The 17,343-nt window shown below is 61.3% G+C and carries 14 protein-coding genes; 10 read left to right on the top strand and 4 right to left on the bottom strand.

The genetic code is table 11. The annotated features are described in order from the left end of the window. Positions 1 to 24: 24 nt before the first annotated feature. From BBF94_RS26505 to BBF94_RS26495, 3 genes are read right to left on the bottom strand one after another with little or no spacing between them, the layout of a single operon-like run. Positions 25 to 420, bottom strand: a complete 396-nt coding sequence (locus BBF94_RS26505) for a DNA polymerase III subunit chi (RefSeq protein ID WP_065261878.1) — start codon at positions 418 to 420, stop codon at positions 25 to 27. A gap of 8 nt (positions 421 to 428) precedes the next feature. Continuing rightward, entirely contained in the window at positions 429 to 857 is a 429-nt protein-coding gene (locus tag BBF94_RS26500) for a DNA polymerase III subunit chi (protein WP_065261877.1), read from the bottom strand. 60 nt (positions 858 to 917) lie between these two features. Next, positions 918 to 2,408 (bottom strand): leucyl aminopeptidase, encoded by a 1,491-nt coding sequence (locus BBF94_RS26495; protein ID WP_065261881.1) that lies wholly within the window; start codon positions 2,406 to 2,408, stop codon positions 918 to 920. A 308-nt stretch (positions 2,409 to 2,716) separates the two neighbouring features. On the opposite strand from BBF94_RS26495, the gene lptF reads away from it, so the two are divergent. The 8 genes from lptF (at position 2,717) to pdxJ (ending at position 11,203) form a co-directional block, all read left to right on the top strand. Then, positions 2,717 to 3,838 (top strand): LPS export ABC transporter permease LptF, encoded by a 1,122-nt coding sequence (gene lptF / locus BBF94_RS26490; RefSeq protein WP_065261876.1) that lies wholly within the window; start codon positions 2,717 to 2,719, stop codon positions 3,836 to 3,838. Beyond that, a complete protein-coding gene (gene lptG, locus BBF94_RS26485) occupies positions 3,831 to 4,892 on the top strand; it encodes an LPS export ABC transporter permease LptG (protein ID WP_065261875.1) in 1,062 nt (353 codons plus the stop codon). Before lptF ends, lptG begins: the two co-directional genes overlap by 8 nt. Before the next feature lie 172 nt (positions 4,893 to 5,064). Continuing rightward, a complete protein-coding gene (gene lepA, locus BBF94_RS26480; RefSeq protein WP_065261874.1) occupies positions 5,065 to 6,861 on the top strand; it encodes a translation elongation factor 4 in 1,797 nt (598 codons plus the stop codon). A 9-nt stretch (positions 6,862 to 6,870) separates the two neighbouring features. After that, positions 6,871 to 7,725, top strand: a complete 855-nt coding sequence (gene lepB, locus BBF94_RS26475; RefSeq protein WP_065261873.1) for a signal peptidase I — start codon at positions 6,871 to 6,873, stop codon at positions 7,723 to 7,725. Positions 7,726 to 7,907: 182 nt separating this feature from the next. Next, the gene (gene rnc, locus BBF94_RS26470) at positions 7,908 to 8,597 is read left to right on the top strand and encodes a ribonuclease III (protein ID WP_065261872.1); all 690 of its coding nucleotides are present in this window, start codon (positions 7,908 to 7,910) and stop codon (positions 8,595 to 8,597) included. Beyond that, a complete protein-coding gene (gene era, locus BBF94_RS26465; RefSeq protein ID WP_065261871.1) occupies positions 8,590 to 9,492 on the top strand; it encodes a GTPase Era in 903 nt (300 codons plus the stop codon). The genes rnc and era overlap by 8 nt, the downstream gene beginning before the upstream one ends. A 166-nt stretch (positions 9,493 to 9,658) precedes the next feature. After that, a complete protein-coding gene (gene recO / locus BBF94_RS26460) occupies positions 9,659 to 10,348 on the top strand; it encodes a DNA repair protein RecO (protein ID WP_065261870.1) in 690 nt (229 codons plus the stop codon). Between the two features lie 111 nt (positions 10,349 to 10,459). Beyond that, the gene (gene pdxJ, locus BBF94_RS26455) at positions 10,460 to 11,203 is read left to right on the top strand and encodes a pyridoxine 5'-phosphate synthase (protein ID WP_065261869.1); all 744 of its coding nucleotides are present in this window, start codon (positions 10,460 to 10,462) and stop codon (positions 11,201 to 11,203) included. 43 nt (positions 11,204 to 11,246) lie between these two features. Here the strand turns inward: pdxJ and mltF are convergent, their stop codons facing one another. Beyond that, positions 11,247 to 12,707 (bottom strand): membrane-bound lytic murein transglycosylase MltF, encoded by a 1,461-nt coding sequence (mltF, locus tag BBF94_RS26450; RefSeq protein WP_082302468.1) that lies wholly within the window; start codon positions 12,705 to 12,707, stop codon positions 11,247 to 11,249. A 285-nt stretch (positions 12,708 to 12,992) separates the two neighbouring features. On the opposite strand from mltF, the gene purL reads away from it, so the two are divergent. Beyond that, entirely contained in the window at positions 12,993 to 16,889 is a 3,897-nt protein-coding gene (purL, locus tag BBF94_RS26445) for a phosphoribosylformylglycinamidine synthase (protein WP_065261868.1), read from the top strand. 5 nt (positions 16,890 to 16,894) lie between these two features. Then, positions 16,895 to 17,206, top strand: coding sequence for a Nif3-like dinuclear metal center hexameric protein (locus BBF94_RS26440; protein WP_065261879.1), 312 nt, complete (start codon positions 16,895 to 16,897; stop codon positions 17,204 to 17,206). Positions 17,207 to 17,343 lie beyond the last annotated feature (137 nt).

Raw genomic sequence — 17,343 nt, 5'->3', positions numbered from 1 at the left:
CAGCTCCCACAGGAGATCGGGGAATTATTCGTACTGGGCGAGAAGCCGCTCCATCCGCGCATCCAGCCGACGCTTGATTTCGGTTTCGATGTGCGGGGCGAAGTCGTCGATCACGTCTTGCATGATCAATTGCGCGGCGGCGCGCAGTTCGCTGTCCAGATGCAGCAGCGCGTCGGGGCCTTTGTCCACAGGTGCGGCCGGTGCAGTGGCGGGCTTCACGACGGGGGCGGGCGGTGGCTCGACGGCGGGTGGGGTGTTGTCGATCGAGTCGAACAACATTGGTATCTGTTCCTGTTCGCCATCATCGACCGTTTCGGTCAAAAGCGGCGGTTGCAGGTTGTCATCGCCCAGAAGCTGACGGATGGATTCGAGGTCATCCAGCAGGTGGGCGGGTTTTTGCAGCGGTTTTGGAGTGTCCATCGGCGTACTCAGAGTCGCTGTAAACGGTGGTCTTGCAGAGGATAGCCCTGTTCCCGGTAGAAACGGAAACTCTCCCGCGCTGCTGAACGGATCGCCGGATCTTCCACCACCACCTCCGCCACGCGGGCGAATTTGTTGGCGAAGGCGGGGACCTTCAGGTCGAGATTGACGAGCAAGTCCTGGTGCTGGCCGCAGTCTTCGCCCAGTCCAAGCACGATCGCCCCTTCCGGTTCGTGCTCGGCCGGCCCGTGGGGCACGAAGGTTTCGCTCTTGAACGCCCACAAACGTGCATCGAGGTCATCGCGCTGGGCGGCATCGCTGCAATGCAGGTAGATGCGGTGGCCCATGCGCCAGGCTTTCTCGGTGAGCTTGCAGGCAAAGTCCAGGCGTGCCGAGGGGGCAGCGCAGGGCAGGATATAGAAGTCGACTTTGGTCATTGCGGTTCCTGAGCTGCAAGCGACGCCCTTGGAAAGAGACGTCGCTTGCAGTCATCGGTTTCAGGCCTTGGCGCGATCCAGCAGATACTGGGTCAGCAGGGGAACCGGACGGCCGGTGGCACCCTTGTCCTTGCCGCCGCTGGTCCACGCGGTGCCCGCGATGTCCAGGTGCGCCCAGTTCAGGTTCTTGGTGAAGCGCGACAGGAAGCACGCGGCCGTGATGGTGCCGGCCTTCGGCCCGCCAATGTTGGCGATGTCGGCGAACGGGCTGTCCAGTTGCTCCTGGTATTCATCGAACAGCGGCAGTTGCCAGGCGCGGTCGTCGGCGGCCTTGCCTGCGCTCAGCAGTTGTTCGATCAGCTCGTCGTTGTTGCCCAGCAGGCCCGAGGTGTGAGCACCCAGAGCAACCACGCAGGCGCCGGTCAGGGTGGCGATGTCGATCACGGCCTGCGGCTTGAAACGCTCGGAGTAGGTCAGGGCATCGCACAGCACCAGACGGCCCTCGGCGTCGGTGTTGAGGATCTCGACGGTCTGGCCGCTCATGGTGGTGACGATGTCGCCCGGACGCGAAGCCGTACCGCTCGGCATGTTTTCGGCACAGGCGAGGATGCACACAAGATTGATCGGCAGCTTAAGTTCCAGCACCGCACGCAGGGTACCGAACACGCTGGCGGCGCCGCCCATGTCGTACTTCATCTCGTCCATGCCGGCGCCCGGTTTCAGGCTGATGCCGCCGGTGTCGAAGGTGATGCCCTTGCCGACCAGCGCGTACGGCTTCTCGGATTTCTTGCCGCCGTTGTATTGCATGACGATCAGGCGTGGTGGCTGGGCGCTGCCCTGGCCGACGGCGTAGAACGAACCCATGCCCAGGGATTTGATCTTCTTCTCGTCGAGGACTTCGACTTTCAGATCCTTGAACTCTTTACCGAGGTTCCTGGCCTGTTCGCCGAGGAAGGTCGGGTGGCAGATGTTCGGCGGCAGGTTGCCCAGGTTGCGGGTGAAGGCCATGCCGTTGGCGATCGCGGTGGCGTGGTTCACGGCGCGTTGCACTTCGGCCTGAGCAGCCTTGATGGTCAGCAGAGTGATTTTCTTCAGGGTGCGGGGTTCGGCTTTCTGGCTCTTGAACTGGTCGAAGGTGTATCCGCCATCGATCAGGGTCTCGGCCAGCAGGCGGGTCTTGCCGTAGCTGTCGCGGCCCTTGACGAGGACTTCATCCAGCGCCAGCACGGCATCGCTGCCACCCAGGCCCTTGAGGGTGTTGAGGATGCCGGCCACGATCTTGCGGAACGGGCGGTCGCCCAGTTCTTCATCCTTGCCCACGCCAACCAGCAGCACACGCTCGGCTTTCAGGTTCGGCAGGCTGTGCAGCAACAGGCTCTGACCGACCTTGCCGGCCAGATCGCCACGCTTGAGGACAGCGCTGACGGCGCCGCCGCTCAGTTCGTCGACCTGTCTGGCCGCGACGCCGAGTTTGCGGCCTTCGCCGACGGCAACCACCAGGGTGGCGGTTTTCAACGTTTCTGGGCTAACGCTTTTTACAACCAGTTCCATGTCCGGATCCCTGAATGAATGGTCAACACGCAGGCGTTCGACGATGTTCGCAGTCGCCTGCTTATAGAAAGAAAAGGCGCAGGCCAGCGCCTGCGACAAGGGCCGCAGTTTGAACCTCGCTCCCTGCGCCTGACAACCCTCGGTTGTACGATCTTCAACGGATTGCACCCATGCGTGAGTGTGCGCAGTGACAGGCGCCCTCAATCACAGGATAATGCCGCATCTTTTTTCGATGGCTCTGCCTTGCGGGGCCATCGGGACGTTTGCTTGTTTGGCCGCCTTAGCCTGACAACCCTGGAGTGTCTGGTTTGATCGTCTTCCGTTATCTGTCCCGCGAAGTCCTGTTGACCCTGAGTGCGGTAAGCGCCGTACTGCTGGTCATCATCATGAGCGGTCGTTTCATCAAATACCTTGCCCAGGCCGCAGCGGGCCAGCTCGATCCGGGATCGCTGTTCCTGATCATGGGCTATCGCCTGCCGGGCTTCATGCAGTTGATCCTGCCGCTGGGCCTGTTCCTCGGGATCCTTCTGGCGTACGGCCGGTTGTACCTGGAAAGCGAAATGACCGTGCTGTCGGCCACCGGCATGAGCCAGCAGCGCCTGTTCCGCATGACGCTGTTCCCGGCCACGCTGGTGGCACTGGTCGTGGCCTGGCTGAGCCTGAGCCTGGCCCCGCAAGGCGCCAACCAGTTTCAGCTGCTGCTCAACAAACAGGACGCCCTGACCGAGTTCGACACCCTCGAGCCGGGCCGTTTCCAGGCCTTGCGCGACGGCACCCGGGTGACCTACACCGAAACCCTGAGCGACGACCGGGTCAATCTGGGCAGCGTGTTCATCTCGCAGAAAAACCTCGGTGCCAACCAGGCCGATCGCGGGATTTCCGTGCTGGTGGCCGAGAAGGGCCGGCAGGAAATCCGTCCCGACGGCAACCGTTACCTGATCCTGCACAATGGCTACCGTTATGACGGCAGCCCGGGACTGGCCAATTACCGTGCCATCCACTACGAAACCTATGGTGTGTTGCTGCCCAAGCCGGATGTCAGCGAGGAAGTCACCGACCGTGACGCCATGCCGACCTCGACGCTGCTGGCCAGCGACGACATCCGTGCAAAAACCGAACTGCAATGGCGCCTGTCGCTGCCGCTGCTGGTGTTCATCGTGACCCTGATGGCGGTGCCGTTGTCGCGGGTCAATCCGCGTCAGGGACGCTTCCTCAAGCTGCTGCCGGCGATTCTTCTTTATATGGCTTATCTGACCATCCTGATTGCCGCCCGCGGCGCCCTCGAAAAAGGCAAGATCCCGGCGAGTCTGGGTCTGTGGTGGGTGCATGCGATCTTCCTGGCCATCGGTATCGGCCTGCTGTACTGGGAACCGCTGCGTCTGAAAATGGCCAGCCGTCGCAGCGCCGCGCTGGAGGTGGCCCGTGGTTAAACTCGACCGCTACATCGGCAGCAGCGTGTTCATCGCGATCATCGCGGTGCTGGCGATCATTCTTGGCCTGGCTACCCTGTTTGCCTTCATTGACGAAATGGGCGATGTCAGCGAAACCTATACGCTGGTCGATGTGCTGAGCTTCGTGGTGCTGACTGCGCCGCGCCGGCTCTACGACATGTTGCCGATGGCGGCGCTGATCGGCTGCCTGATCGGTCTGGGCAGTCTGGCCAGCAGCAGTGAGCTGACCGTCATGCGTGCTGCCGGTGTATCCATCGGGCGCATCGTCTGGGCGGTGATGAAGCCGATGCTGGTGCTGATGCTGGCCGGCGTGCTGATCGGCGAATACGTTGCCCCGGCCACCGAGAGCATGGCGCAGGCCAATCGTTCGCTGGCTCAGGGCAGCGGCGACGCACAGAGCGCCAAGCACGGCATGTGGCACCGTCAGGGCGACGAGTTCATCCATATCAACGCCGTTCAGCCCGATGGCCTGCTGTATGGCGTGACCCGCTATCACTTCGACAAGGAGCGTCATCTGCTGAGCTCGAGCTTCGCCAAGCGCGCCGAGTTCGATGGCAAGCGCTGGCAGCTCACCGATATCACCACCACGCTGTTCCACGAGCGCAGCACCGAAGTCGTCAACAAGCCGACCGAGGACTGGGATGTTTCCATCAGTCCGGAATTGTTGAATACCGTGGTCATGGCACCCGAAGCGCTGTCGATCAGCGGGCTGTGGGGTTATATCCATTACCTGGCGGATCAGGGGCTGAGCAATGGCCGTTACTGGCTGGCCTTTTGGGTCAAGGTGCTGCAGCCGCTGGTCACCGCTGCGTTGGTACTGATGGCGATCTCGTTCATTTTTGGTCCGCTGCGTTCGGTGACCCTCGGTCAGCGGGTGTTTACCGGTGTACTGGTGGGGTTCACCTTCCGTATCGTGCAGGATCTGCTCGGTCCATCCAGTCTGGTGTTCGGTTTCTCGCCGCTGTTCGCGGTGCTGGTGCCGGCCGGGGTCTGCGCACTGGCGGGTGTCTGGTTGCTGCGTCGCGCCGGTTGATGAACAAGGTTTCACCCAGGTTCCAGTCCTGAAAACGCCCCGGTCACCAGATCGGGGCGTTTTTGCATGCAAACCGGGTGACAGGCGAACGTGACGCTTGCGCCGTGTATCAGGTACAATTCCCGGCTATTTTTCGGCGGGCCAAGCCTGCAGCCTTTTTGAGTGTTGATCCGTGAGTGATTTGAGTCATATCCGCAATTTCTCCATCATCGCCCACATTGACCATGGCAAGTCGACGCTGGCTGACCGATTCATCCAGATGTGCGGCGGCCTGGCCGATCGCGAGATGGAAGCCCAGGTCCTCGACTCCATGGAGCTGGAGCGTGAACGCGGGATCACCATCAAGGCCCACAGCGTTACCCTCCATTACAAGGCCAAAGACGGCGTCACCTATCAGCTGAACTTCATTGACACCCCGGGCCACGTCGACTTCACCTACGAAGTCAGCCGCTCCCTGGCCGCGTGCGAAGGTGCCTTGCTGGTGGTCGACGCAGGGCAGGGTGTCGAAGCCCAGTCCGTAGCCAACTGCTACACCGCCATCGAACAGGGCCTCGAGGTCATGCCGGTCCTGAACAAGATCGACCTGCCGCAGGCCGAGCCTGACCGCGTCAAGGACGAGATCGAGAAGATCATCGGCATCGACGCCAGCGACGCCGTCACCTGCAGCGCCAAGACCGGCCTGGGTGTCGACGAAGTGCTCGAGCGTCTGGTAACGACCATTCCCGCGCCGACCGGCAATATCGAAGATCCGCTGCAGGCGTTGATCATCGATTCCTGGTTCGACAACTACCTGGGCGTCGTTTCCCTGGTGCGCGTGCGTCATGGCCGCGTGAAAAAGGGCGACAAGATCCTGGTGAAGTCCACCGGCAAGGTGCATCTGGTCGACAGCGTCGGCGTATTCACCCCGAAACACACTGCCACTGCGGATCTCAAGGCCGGCGAAGTAGGCTTCATCATCGCCAGCATCAAGGACATTCACGGTGCGCCGGTCGGTGACACCCTGACCCTCAGCTCCACCCCGGACGTTGAAGTGCTGCCGGGCTTCAAGCGCATCCAGCCGCAGGTTTACGCCGGTCTGTTCCCGGTCAGCTCCGATGACTTCGAGGATTTCCGCGAAGCGTTGCAGAAACTGACCCTGAACGACTCGTCGCTGCAGTACACCCCGGAAAGCTCCGACGCGCTGGGCTTCGGCTTCCGTTGCGGCTTCCTCGGCATGCTGCACATGGAAATCATCCAGGAGCGCCTGGAGCGCGAATACGACCTGGACCTGATCACCACGGCACCGACGGTAATCTTCGAGCTGGTGCTGAAAACCGGTGAAACGATTTATGTCGACAACCCGTCGAAGCTGCCGGACGTCTCGTCGATCGAAGACATGCGCGAACCGATCGTGCGGGCCAATATCCTGGTTCCACAGGAACACCTGGGCAACGTCATCACCCTGTGCATCGAAAAACGTGGCGTGCAGGTCGACATGCTGTTCCTCGGTAACCAGGTCCAGGTGACTTACGATCTGCCGATGAACGAAGTGGTCCTGGACTTCTTCGACCGTCTGAAATCCACCAGCCGCGGCTATGCTTCGCTGGATTACCATTTCGATCGTTACCAATCGGCTAATCTGGTGAAACTGGACGTGCTGATCAACGGCGACAGGGTCGATGCTCTGGCGTTGATCGTGCACCGTGACAATTCGCACTTCAAAGGTCGCCAGTTGACCGAGAAGATGAAAGAACTGATTCCTCGTCAGATGTTCGACGTGGCGATCCAGGCTGCCATTGGCGGTCAGATCGTTGCCCGGACAACCGTCAAGGCGCTCAGAAAGAACGTATTGGCCAAATGCTACGGCGGTGACGTCAGTCGCAAGAAGAAACTGCTCGAGAAGCAAAAGGCCGGTAAGAAACGCATGAAACAGGTCGGCAACGTGGAGATTCCACAAGAAGCCTTCCTTGCCGTGCTCAGGTTGGAATAGTCAGGTCCTATGTCGCTAAATTTCCCGCTGTTGCTGGTTATCGCCGTGTTCGTCTGCGGCCTGTTGGCGTTGCTCGATCTGTTGATCCTGGCACCGCGTCGGCGCGCTGCCATTGCGTCCTATCAGGGCAGCGTCAGCCAGCCTGATGTGCTGGTGGTCGAGAAACTGAACAAGGAACCGCTGCTGGTCGAATACGGCAAGTCGTTCTTTCCGGTGCTGTTCATCGTGCTGGTGCTGCGTTCGTTTCTGGTGGAACCGTTCCAGATTCCGTCCGGTTCGATGAAACCGACCCTGGACGTCGGCGACTTCATTCTGGTGAACAAGTTTTCCTACGGGATCCGCCTGCCGGTGATCGACAAGAAAGTCATCGAAGTCGGTGATCCGCAACGCGGCGATGTGATGGTGTTCCGCTACCCGAGCGACCCGAACGTCAACTACATCAAGCGTGTGGTCGGCCTGCCGGGCGACACGGTGCGTTACACCGCCGACAAGCGCCTGTTCGTCAACGGTGAATCGATTGCCGAGCAACTGGTCGGTTCCGAGCCGGGCACCCTGGGCAGTGCGGAACTCTACAAGGAAAAACTCGGCGCCGCCGAGCACCTGATCCGCAAGGAAATGAGCCGTTACCGCGCCACGCCGGACCACACCTGGACCGTACCGGCCGGGCATTACTTCATGATGGGCGACAACCGCGACAACTCCAACGACAGTCGCTACTGGGATGACCCCAACATTCCAAAGGACCTGCTGGGCATGGTTCCCGACCAGAACATCGTCGGCAAGGCCTTCGCGGTCTGGATGAGCTGGCCGGAACCGAAACTCAGCCACCTGCCGAACTTCTCGCGGGTCGGCCTGATCAAGTAAACAATCACGGCGCTGTTGACCACAGCGCCGAATGCATTTCTGGCGTCGGCACAACCGGCACCGGGGCATGAAGCCACGATATTCAGGACATCATTTTTGAACACAGCGTTAATTGTCCCAGGCCTGCGCCCTATCCCGGCGATGGCGGTGGAATCCAGCCACGAACTCAGCGTGGTCAAACCGTGAGCGTTTCTCTCAGCCGTCTCGAGCGTCAGCTCGGTTACACCTTCAAGGACCAGGAACTGATGGTTCTGGCCCTCACGCACCGCAGCTTTGCCGGACGCAACAACGAGCGTCTGGAATTCCTCGGCGATGCAATCCTCAATTTCGTTGCCGGCGAGGCGCTGTTCGAGCGTTTTCCGCTCGCCCGTGAAGGCCAGCTCTCGCGCTTGCGCGCACGTCTGGTGAAAGGCGAGACCCTGGCCGTACTGGCCCGCGGGTTCGATCTGGGCGAATACCTGCGCCTGGGCTCCGGTGAACTGAAAAGCGGCGGTTTCCGTCGTGAGTCGATTCTGGCTGATGCCCTCGAAGCGTTGATTGGCGCCATCTACCTCGATGCCGGCATGGAAGTCGCCCGTGAGCGCGTCCTGGCCTGGCTCGCCGGGGAGTTCGAAGGCCTGACGCTGGTCGATACCAACAAGGATCCGAAAACCCGTCTGCAGGAATTCCTGCAGTCGCGTGGTTGTGAACTGCCACGCTATGAAGTGGTGGATATCCAGGGTGAGCCCCACTGTCGTACCTTCTTCGTCGAGTGCGAAGTTGTCCTGTTGAATGTAAAAAGCCGGGGTCAGGGTGTGAGCCGTCGCATTGCCGAACAGGTAGCGGCCGCCGCAGCACTGATTGCCCTGGGCGTGGAGAATGGCAATGACTGATACAAACGCAACGCGCTGTGGCTATGTTGCCATCGTCGGCCGCCCGAACGTGGGCAAGTCCACGCTGCTGAACCACATTCTCGGCCAGAAGCTGGCGATCACCTCGCGCAAGCCGCAGACCACTCGCCACAACATGCTCGGAATCAAGACCGAAGGCGACGTGCAAGCGATCTACGTCGATACGCCCGGCATGCACAAGGGCGGCGAGAAAGCCCTGAACCGTTATATGAACAAGACCGCCTCGGCGGCGTTGAAGGACGTCGACGTGGTGATCTTCGTGGTCGATCGCACCAAATGGACCGAAGAGGACCAGATGGTCCTGGAGCGCGTGCAGTACGTGACCGGCCCGCTGATCGTCGCGCTGAACAAGACCGATCGCATCGAGGACAAGGCCGAGCTGATGCCGCACCTGTCCTGGTTGCAGGAACAGCTGCCGAATGCGCAGATCATTCCGATTTCGGCGCAGCAGGGTCACAACCTCGATGCATTGGAAAAGGTCATCGCCGAGCACCTGCCGGAGAACGATCACTTTTTCCCGGAAGACCAGATCACCGACCGCAGCAGCCGTTTCCTCGCCGCCGAGCTGGTGCGCGAGAAGATCATGCGCCAGCTCGGTGCCGAGTTGCCTTACCAGATCACCGTGGAAATCGAAGAGTTCAAGCAGCAGGGTGCGACACTTCACATCCATGCGCTGATCCTCGTCGAGCGTGACGGTCAGAAGAAAATCATCATTGGTGACAAGGGCGAGCGCATCAAGCGCATCGGCACCGAGGCACGCAAGGACATGGAGTTGCTGTTCGACTCCAAAATCATGCTGAACCTGTGGGTCAAGGTGAAGGGTGGCTGGTCCGACGACGAGCGTGCGTTGCGTTCGCTGGGTTACGGCGATCTGTAAGAAATCCGGTTCCAGCCAAAAAGAGAACCCTGTGGGAGCGGGCTTGCCCGCGATGAGGATGTAATGTTCGGCAGAAATGTTGAATGTGAATCCGCCATCGCGGGCAAGCCCGCTCCCACATTTGGTTTATGTTGATCTCAAGCCTGCATTCCTCCAGCGAGACACCATGTCCTCAACCCCGCCTCCCACCCAACCCGCCTACGTCCTGCATTCGCGCGCCTACCGCGAAACCAGCGCGTTGGTGGACTTCCTCACGCCGCAAGGTCGGCTGCGGGCGGTATTGCGCGGTGCACGGGGCAAGGCCGGGACGCTGGCGCGGCCGTTCGTGCCGCTGGAAGTGGAGTTCCGTGGCAAGGGCGAGCTGAAAAATGTCGGGCGCATGGAAAGCACCGGCAGCGCGACGTGGATGATTGGCGAGGCGCTGTTCAGCGGGCTCTATCTCAACGAGTTGCTGATTCGCCTTCTGCCGGCCGAAGACCCGCACCCGGCAGTGTTCGATCATTACGCCGCCACGCTGCTGGCCCTTGCCGAAGGCCGGCCACTGGAGCCGTTGCTGCGCTCCTTCGAATGGCGTCTGCTCGACGAACTGGGCTACGGCTTTTCCCTGAGCACCGACATCAATGACGAGCCCATCGCCCCGGATGGTCTCTATCGCTTGCAGGTGGACGCCGGGCTTGAACGGGTCTATCTGCTGCAGCCCGGTCTGTTCAATGGCGTCGAACTGCTGGCCATGGCCGAAGCGGACTGGACTGCTCCCGGCGCGTTATCCGCTGCCAAACGCTTGATGCGTCAGGCACTGGCTGTTCACCTGGGCGGTCGTCCTCTCGTGAGCCGCGAGCTGTTTCGCAAACCCTGAGGGTCTGTTGACGTCTGGGCACGGCACGACGGGCGCTCACTGCGCCCAGACGTCAATAGCCCCTTCACCGTGTATGCTGTGCGCCGAATCTTTCCCTTCAGGAGCGTATCCGTGACCACCAGCAACCGCATTCTTCTTGGCGTGAACATCGACCACGTCGCCACCCTGCGTCAGGCTCGGGGCACGCGCTATCCGGATCCGGTCAAGGCTGCGCTGGACGCGGAAGAGGCGGGCGCCGACGGGATCACCGTGCACCTGCGCGAGGATCGTCGCCATATCCAGGAGCGCGACGTCCTGCTGCTCAAGGATGTGCTGCAAACCCGCATGAACTTCGAAATGGGCGTCACCGAAGAAATGATGGCGTTCGCCGAGCGCATTCGTCCGGCGCACATCTGCCTGGTACCGGAAACCCGTCAGGAGTTGACCACCGAGGGCGGTCTGGACGTGGCGGGTCAGGAAGAGCGGATCAAGGCTGCGGTCGAACGTCTGTCGAAGATCGGCAGCGAAGTGTCGCTGTTCATCGACGCTGACGAGCGGCAGATCGCTGCCTCGAAGCGAGTGGGAGCACCGGCCATCGAGCTGCACACCGGGCGTTATGCCGATGCCGAAACGCCCACCGAAGTGGCCGAAGAATTGAAGCGTGTGGCGGACGGCGTGGCATTCGGTCTGGCGCAGGGGTTGATCGTCAATGCCGGTCATGGTCTGCATTATCACAACGTTGAAGCCGTGGCGGCGATCAACGGCATCAACGAACTGAACATCGGTCACGCGCTGGTGGCACACGCGTTGTTCGTCGGTTTCAAGTCGGCGGTATCGGAGATGAAGGCGTTGATTCTGGCGGCGGCAAAGGCCTGAGCATCAACAAAGACACTGTGGGAGCCGGCTCCCGCAGTGTTTATCAGAGCGGCGGGTTTTCCTGCGCCGGTTTGGACTTGTCGATCCCCGGCACATGCAGATTGCCTTCGGCGACCTGATCGCCCTCGAGTTGCGGCTGGGTCACCCAGGTCAGGATGTCGTAGTAGCGACGGATGTTCGCCACGAAATGCACCGGCTCGCCGCCACGGGCGTAGCCATAGCGGGTCTTGCTGTACCACTGCTTCTGCGACAGGCGCGGCAGCATTTTCTTCACATCCAGCCATTTGTCCGGGTTCAGGCCTTCCCGTGACGCCAGTTTGCGCGCGTCATCCAGGTGGCCGCTGCCGACGTTGTAGGCAGCCAGCGCAAACCACGTACGATCCGGCTCCTGGATCGAGTCGTCCAGTTGATCCTTCATGTAGGCCAGGTATTTGGCTCCGCCCATGATGCTCTGCTTCGGGTCCAGGCGGTTGGAGACGCCCATGGCTTGCGCGGTGCTCTGGGTCAGCATCATCAGGCCACGCACGCCGGTCTTCGACGTGACCGCCGGTTGCCACAGCGATTCCTGATAACCGATGGCCGCGAGCAGGCGCCAGTCGACTTTCTCTTTCTTGGCGTAGGTCTTGAAGTGTTGTTCGTACTTGGGCAACCGCTGCTGCAAATGCTGGGCGAAAGTCGTGGCGCCCATGTAGCCGAGGACGTCGACGTGGCCGTAATAGCGATCCTTCAGGCGTTGCAGGGTGCCGTTTTTCTGCACCTTGTCCAGATAGTTGTTGATTTCGTTGAGCAGGCTGTTGTCTTCGCCGGCGGCCACCGCCCAGCTCTGGCTGCGGGCGTCACCGAGGTCGAAGGCGACACGGATGTTGGTGAAATACACCTGATTCATCGCCACTTCGTTGGAGTCGACCAGGGTCAGGTCGATCTGGCCTTCATCGACCATGCGCAGCAGGTCGACCACTTCGACGGCGTCGGACTCTTCGTATTCGATCCCGGGATATTGGCGTTTCAGCTCGGCAAGCTGTTCGGCGTGGGTGCTGCCCTTGAGCACCATGATCTTCTTGCCGACCAGCTCACTGGCGTCGGTCGGCCGGGACTGGCCGTTGCGATAGATGATCTGCGGCGTGACTTCGAGGTAGGAGTGGGAAAAACGCACCTGTTTCTTGCGCTGATCGCTGCTGACCAGGCCGGCGGCAGCCAGCACCGGGCCGTTGGGCTTGCCGATCTGGTCGAACAGGTCGTCGAGGTTGTCAGCGGTCTCGATCTTCAGCTCCACCCCCAAATCGTCGGCGAAACGTTTCACCAGCTCGTATTCGAAGCCGGTCTCGCCGCTGCGATCCTGAAAGTAGGTGGCGGGGCTGTTACGGGTGATCACCCGCAGCACACCATCCTCCTTTACGCGCTCGAGGGTGTTGGGTTTATCAACACAGCCACTGAGCATCAGGAAGAGTCCGGTAGCGATCAGCCATTTGGCGTACCGCGGACGCAAAGCCGTTGGGAAAAACATGTGCGCAGTATACGCAAAGCGCAACGGGCGCCATATCTCGACAGTGGAGGGGGAGTCTGCTAGCGACTGAAAAAGCGCCCGCAACCCCGCAGGAACGGGGCCGGACAGCATTTTGTGACAGAAAAAATAACCAGCTGTCCTGCAGGCTCGAATTCTGACTCCAGAGGCAGAAACACAGATTGCAGTCCGAGTGCAACCGTGCGTAGCGTTTCGGGTGATGTTGAGGGCGGTTTAGGCTAGAATGCACGGCCTCAAAGCACACCCCTTCCCGAGGCTGTCCCGAAGATGTTGATCCTGCGCGGCGCTCCTGCCCTTTCTGCCTTTCGCCACAGCAAACTCCTTGAGCAACTGAGCCAGAAGGTTCCAGCTGTCAGTGGCCTGTATGCTGAATTCGCTCACTTCGCCGAAGTCACCGGCGTCCTGACCGGCGACGAACAGCAGGTGCTTGCGCGCCTTCTGAAGTACGGCCCAAGCGTTCCGGTTCAAGAGCCGACCGGTCGTCTGTTTCTGGTGCTGCCGCGTTTCGGCACCATCTCGCCATGGTCCAGCAAGGCCAGCGACATCGCCCGCAACTGCGGCCTGAGCAAGATCCAGCGCCTGGAACGCGGCATCGCGTTCTATGTGGCCGGCCAGTTCAGCGAAACCGAAGCACAGCAGATCGCCGACGTCCTGCATGACCGCATGACCCAGATCGTTCTGGGCAACCTCGAACAGGCTGCCGGTCTGTTCAGCCATGCCGAACCGAAGCCGCTGACCGCCATCGACATCCTTGGCGGTGGTCGCGCCGCGCTGGAGAAGGCCAACGTCGAACTGGGCCTGGCCCTGGCCGAAGACGAGATCGATTACCTGGTCAACGCCTTCAACGGTCTCAAGCGCAACCCGCACGACATCGAACTGATGATGTTCGCCCAGGCCAACTCCGAGCACTGCCGCCACAAGATTTTCAACGCCAGTTGGGATATCGACGGCGAGAGCCAGGAAAAAAGCCTGTTCGGCATGATCAAGAACACCTATCAGATGCACAGCGAAGGCGTGCTGTCGGCATACAAGGACAATGCCTCGGTGATCGTCGGCAACGTCGCCGGCCGCTTCTTCCCGGATCCGGAGACCCGCCAGTACGGTGCGGTGCAGGAGCCGGTGCACATCCTGATGAAAGTCGAAACCCACAACCACCCGACGGCGATCGCGCCGTTCCCGGGTGCGTCCACCGGTTCCGGCGGCGAGATCCGCGACGAAGGTGCAACCGGCCGTGGCGCCAAGCCGAAGGCCGGCCTCACCGGTTTCACCGTGTCGAACCTGCAGATCCCGGGTTTCGAACAGCCATGGGAAGTGCCGTACGGCAAGCCTGAGCGCATTGTCAACGCGCTGGACATCATGATCGAGGGTCCGCTGGGCGGCGCTGCGTTCAACAACGAATTCGGCCGTCCGGCCCTGACCGGCTACTTCCGAACCTTCGAACAGTCGATCACTACGCCGCACGGTGACGAAGTCCGCGGCTACCACAAGCCGATCATGCTGGCTGGCGGCATGGGCAACATCCGTGAGCAGCACGTGCAGAAAGGCGAGATCGTGGTCGGCTCCAGGCTGATCGTGCTCGGCGGCCCGGCGATGCTGATCGGCCTGGGCGGCGGTGCGGCCTCTTCCATGGCCACCGGTGCCAGTTCGGCGGATCTGGACTTCGCTTCGGTTCAGCGTGAAAACCCTGAAATGGAACGTCGCTGCCAGGAAGTCATCGACCGTTGCTGGCAACTGGGTGACAAGAACCCGATCAGCTTCATCCACGACGTGGGTGCGGGCGGTCTGTCCAACGCTTTCCCGGAACTGGTCAACGACGGCGACCGCGGTGGCCGTTTCGAACTGCGCAACATTCCAAACGACGAGCCGGGCATGGCCCCGCACGAAATCTGGTCCAACGAATCCCAGGAGCGTTACGTGCTGGCGGTCGCTCCGGCCGACTTCGAGCGCTTCAAGGCCATCTGCGAACGCGAGCGCTGCCCGTTCGCCGTCGTCGGTGAAGCCACCGCCGAGCCGCAACTGACCGTGACCGACAGCCACTTTGGCAACAGCCCGGTGGACATGCCGCTGGAAGTGCTGCTGGGCAAACCGCCGCGCATGCACCGTTCGGTGGTCCGCGAAGCCGAGCTGGGCGATGATTTCGATCCTTCGACCCTGGACATCGCCGACAGCATCGAGCGCGTCCTGCATCACCCGGCCGTGGCGAGCAAGAGCTTCCTGATCACCATCGGCGACCGCACCATCACCGGCCTCGTGGCTCGTGACCAGATGGTCGGCCCATGGCAGGTTCCGGTGGCTGACGTGGCTGTTACCGCCACCAGTTTCGACGTGTACACCGGCGAAGCGATGGCGATGGGCGAACGCACCCCGCTGGCACTGCTGGACGCCCCGGCGTCGGGCCGCATGGCCATCGGCGAAACCCTGACCAACATTGCCGCTTCGCGCATCAACAAGCTCTCCGACATCAAACTGTCGGCGAACTGGATGTCCGCAGCCGGCCACCCGGGCGAAGACGCGCGTCTGTATGACACCGTGAAAGCGGTCGGCATGGAACTGTGCCCCGAGCTGGGTCTGACCATTCCGGTGGGCAAGGACTCCATGTCCATGGCCACCCGCTGGAACGACAACGGCGAAGACAAGACCGTCACCTCGCCGATGTCCCTGATCGTGACCGGTTTCGCGCCAGTGGCTGACATCCGTCAGACCCTGACGCCGGAACTGCGCATGGACAAGGGCACCACCGACCTGATCCTGATCGACCTCGGTCGCGGCCAGAATCGCATGGGCGCCTCGATCCTCGCTCAGGTTCACGGCAAGCTCGGCCAGCAGGCTCCTGACGTCGATGACGCCGAAGACCTGAAAGCCTTCTTCGCCGTGATCCAGGGCCTCAACGCCGACGGTCACCTGCTGGCGTACCACGACCGTTCCGACGGTGGTCTGCTGACCTCCGTGATGGAGATGGCCTTCGCCGGCCACTGCGGTCTGAACCTGAACCTGGACAGCGTTGCGCATAACTCGGCAGAAATCGCCGCCATCCTGTTCAACGAAGAGCTGGGTGCGGTGATCCAGGTCCGTCAGGACGCGACTCCGGACATCCTCGCGCAGTTCAGCGCTGCCGGTCTGGGCGACTGCGTTTCGGTGATCGGTCAGCCGATCAACAACGGCCAGATCATCATCACCTTCAATGGTGAAACCGTGTTCGACGGTCAGCGTCGTCTGTTGCAGCGTCAGTGGGCCGAGACCAGCTACCAGATCCAGCGTCTGCGCGACAACGCCGACTGCGCCCGGCAGGAGTTCGATGCACTGCTGGAAGAAGACAACCCGGGCCTGGGCGTCAAGCTGAGCTACGACGTCAACCAGGACATCGCTGCGCCTTACATCAAGAAAGGCATCCGCCCTCAGGTTGCCGTGCTGCGTGAGCAGGGCGTCAATGGTCAGGTGGAAATGGCCGCCGCGTTCGACCGCGCCGGTTTCAGCGCGATCGACGTGCACATGAGCGACATTCTGGCCGGCCGTGTCGACCTGAACGAGTTCAAGGGTCTGGTGGCCTGCGGTGGTTTCTCCTACGGCGACGTACTCGGCGCCGGTGAAGGCTGGGCCAAGTCCGCACTGTTCAACAGCCGTGCCCGCGATGCGTTCCAGGGCTTCTTCGAGCGCAATGACAGCTTCACCCTCGGCGTGTGCAACGGTTGCCAGATGATGTCCAACCTGCACGAGCTGATCCCGGGCAGCGAGTTCTGGCCGCACTTCGTGCGCAACCGCTCCGAGCAGTTCGAAGCGCGCGTGGCGATGGTGCAGATCCAGGAGTCGAACTCGATCTTCCTGCAGGGCATGGCCGGTTCGCGCATGCCGATCGCCATCGCTCACGGTGAAGGCCATGCCGAATTCGAAAGCGAAGAGGCGTTGCTGGAAACCGATCTTTCCGGTTGCGTGGCGATGCGGTTCGTCGACAACCACGGCAAGGTCACCGAAGCCTACCCGGCCAACCCGAACGGCTCGCCGCGCGGGATTACCGGCCTCACCAGCCGCGACGGTCGCGTGACGATCATGATGCCGCACCCGGAGCGTGTGTTCCGTGCCGTGCAGAACTCGTGGCGCTCGGAAGACTGGACCGAAGACGCTCCGTGGATGCGCATGTTCCGTAACGCGCGTGTGTGGGTGAACTAAGCACCGTGTACAAGCTCGCGTTTTTTGTTCCCGACAGTCATGTCGAAGTGGTCAAGGAAGCCGTATTCGCTGCCGGTGGCGGGCGAATCGGTGACTATGACCGCTGTGCGTGGCAGGTGCTTGGTCTGGGCCAGTTTCGACCTCTGGACGGCAGTCAGCCGTTCATTGGTGAGGCTGGGCAGGTCGAGCGGGTCGAGGAGTGGAAGGTCGAGCTTGTCGTGGGCGATGAGTTGATTCGTGGGGTGGTGGCGGCTTTGAAGTCCAGCCATCCTTACGAGACGCCGGCTTATGAGGTTTGGCGGTTGGAGGATTTTTGATCTTCCTTGCCGTTTGAACAGAAAACCCGCTGAGAGTGATTTCAGCGGGTTTTTTGGTTTTTTGGGGGGTGGGTTTGGGATTGAGTGAATATCCGTTGCTGCGGTAACGGCTTCTTATGGTTTCGCCCTTACGGCGA

The organism is Pseudomonas bananamidigenes (assembly GCF_001679645.1).
GTDB classification, from domain to species: Bacteria; Pseudomonadota; Gammaproteobacteria; order Pseudomonadales; family Pseudomonadaceae; genus Aquipseudomonas; species Aquipseudomonas bananamidigenes.
Note: the sequence above shows the minus strand (reverse complement) of the source record. Positions and strands in the feature narration are given on the sequence as shown.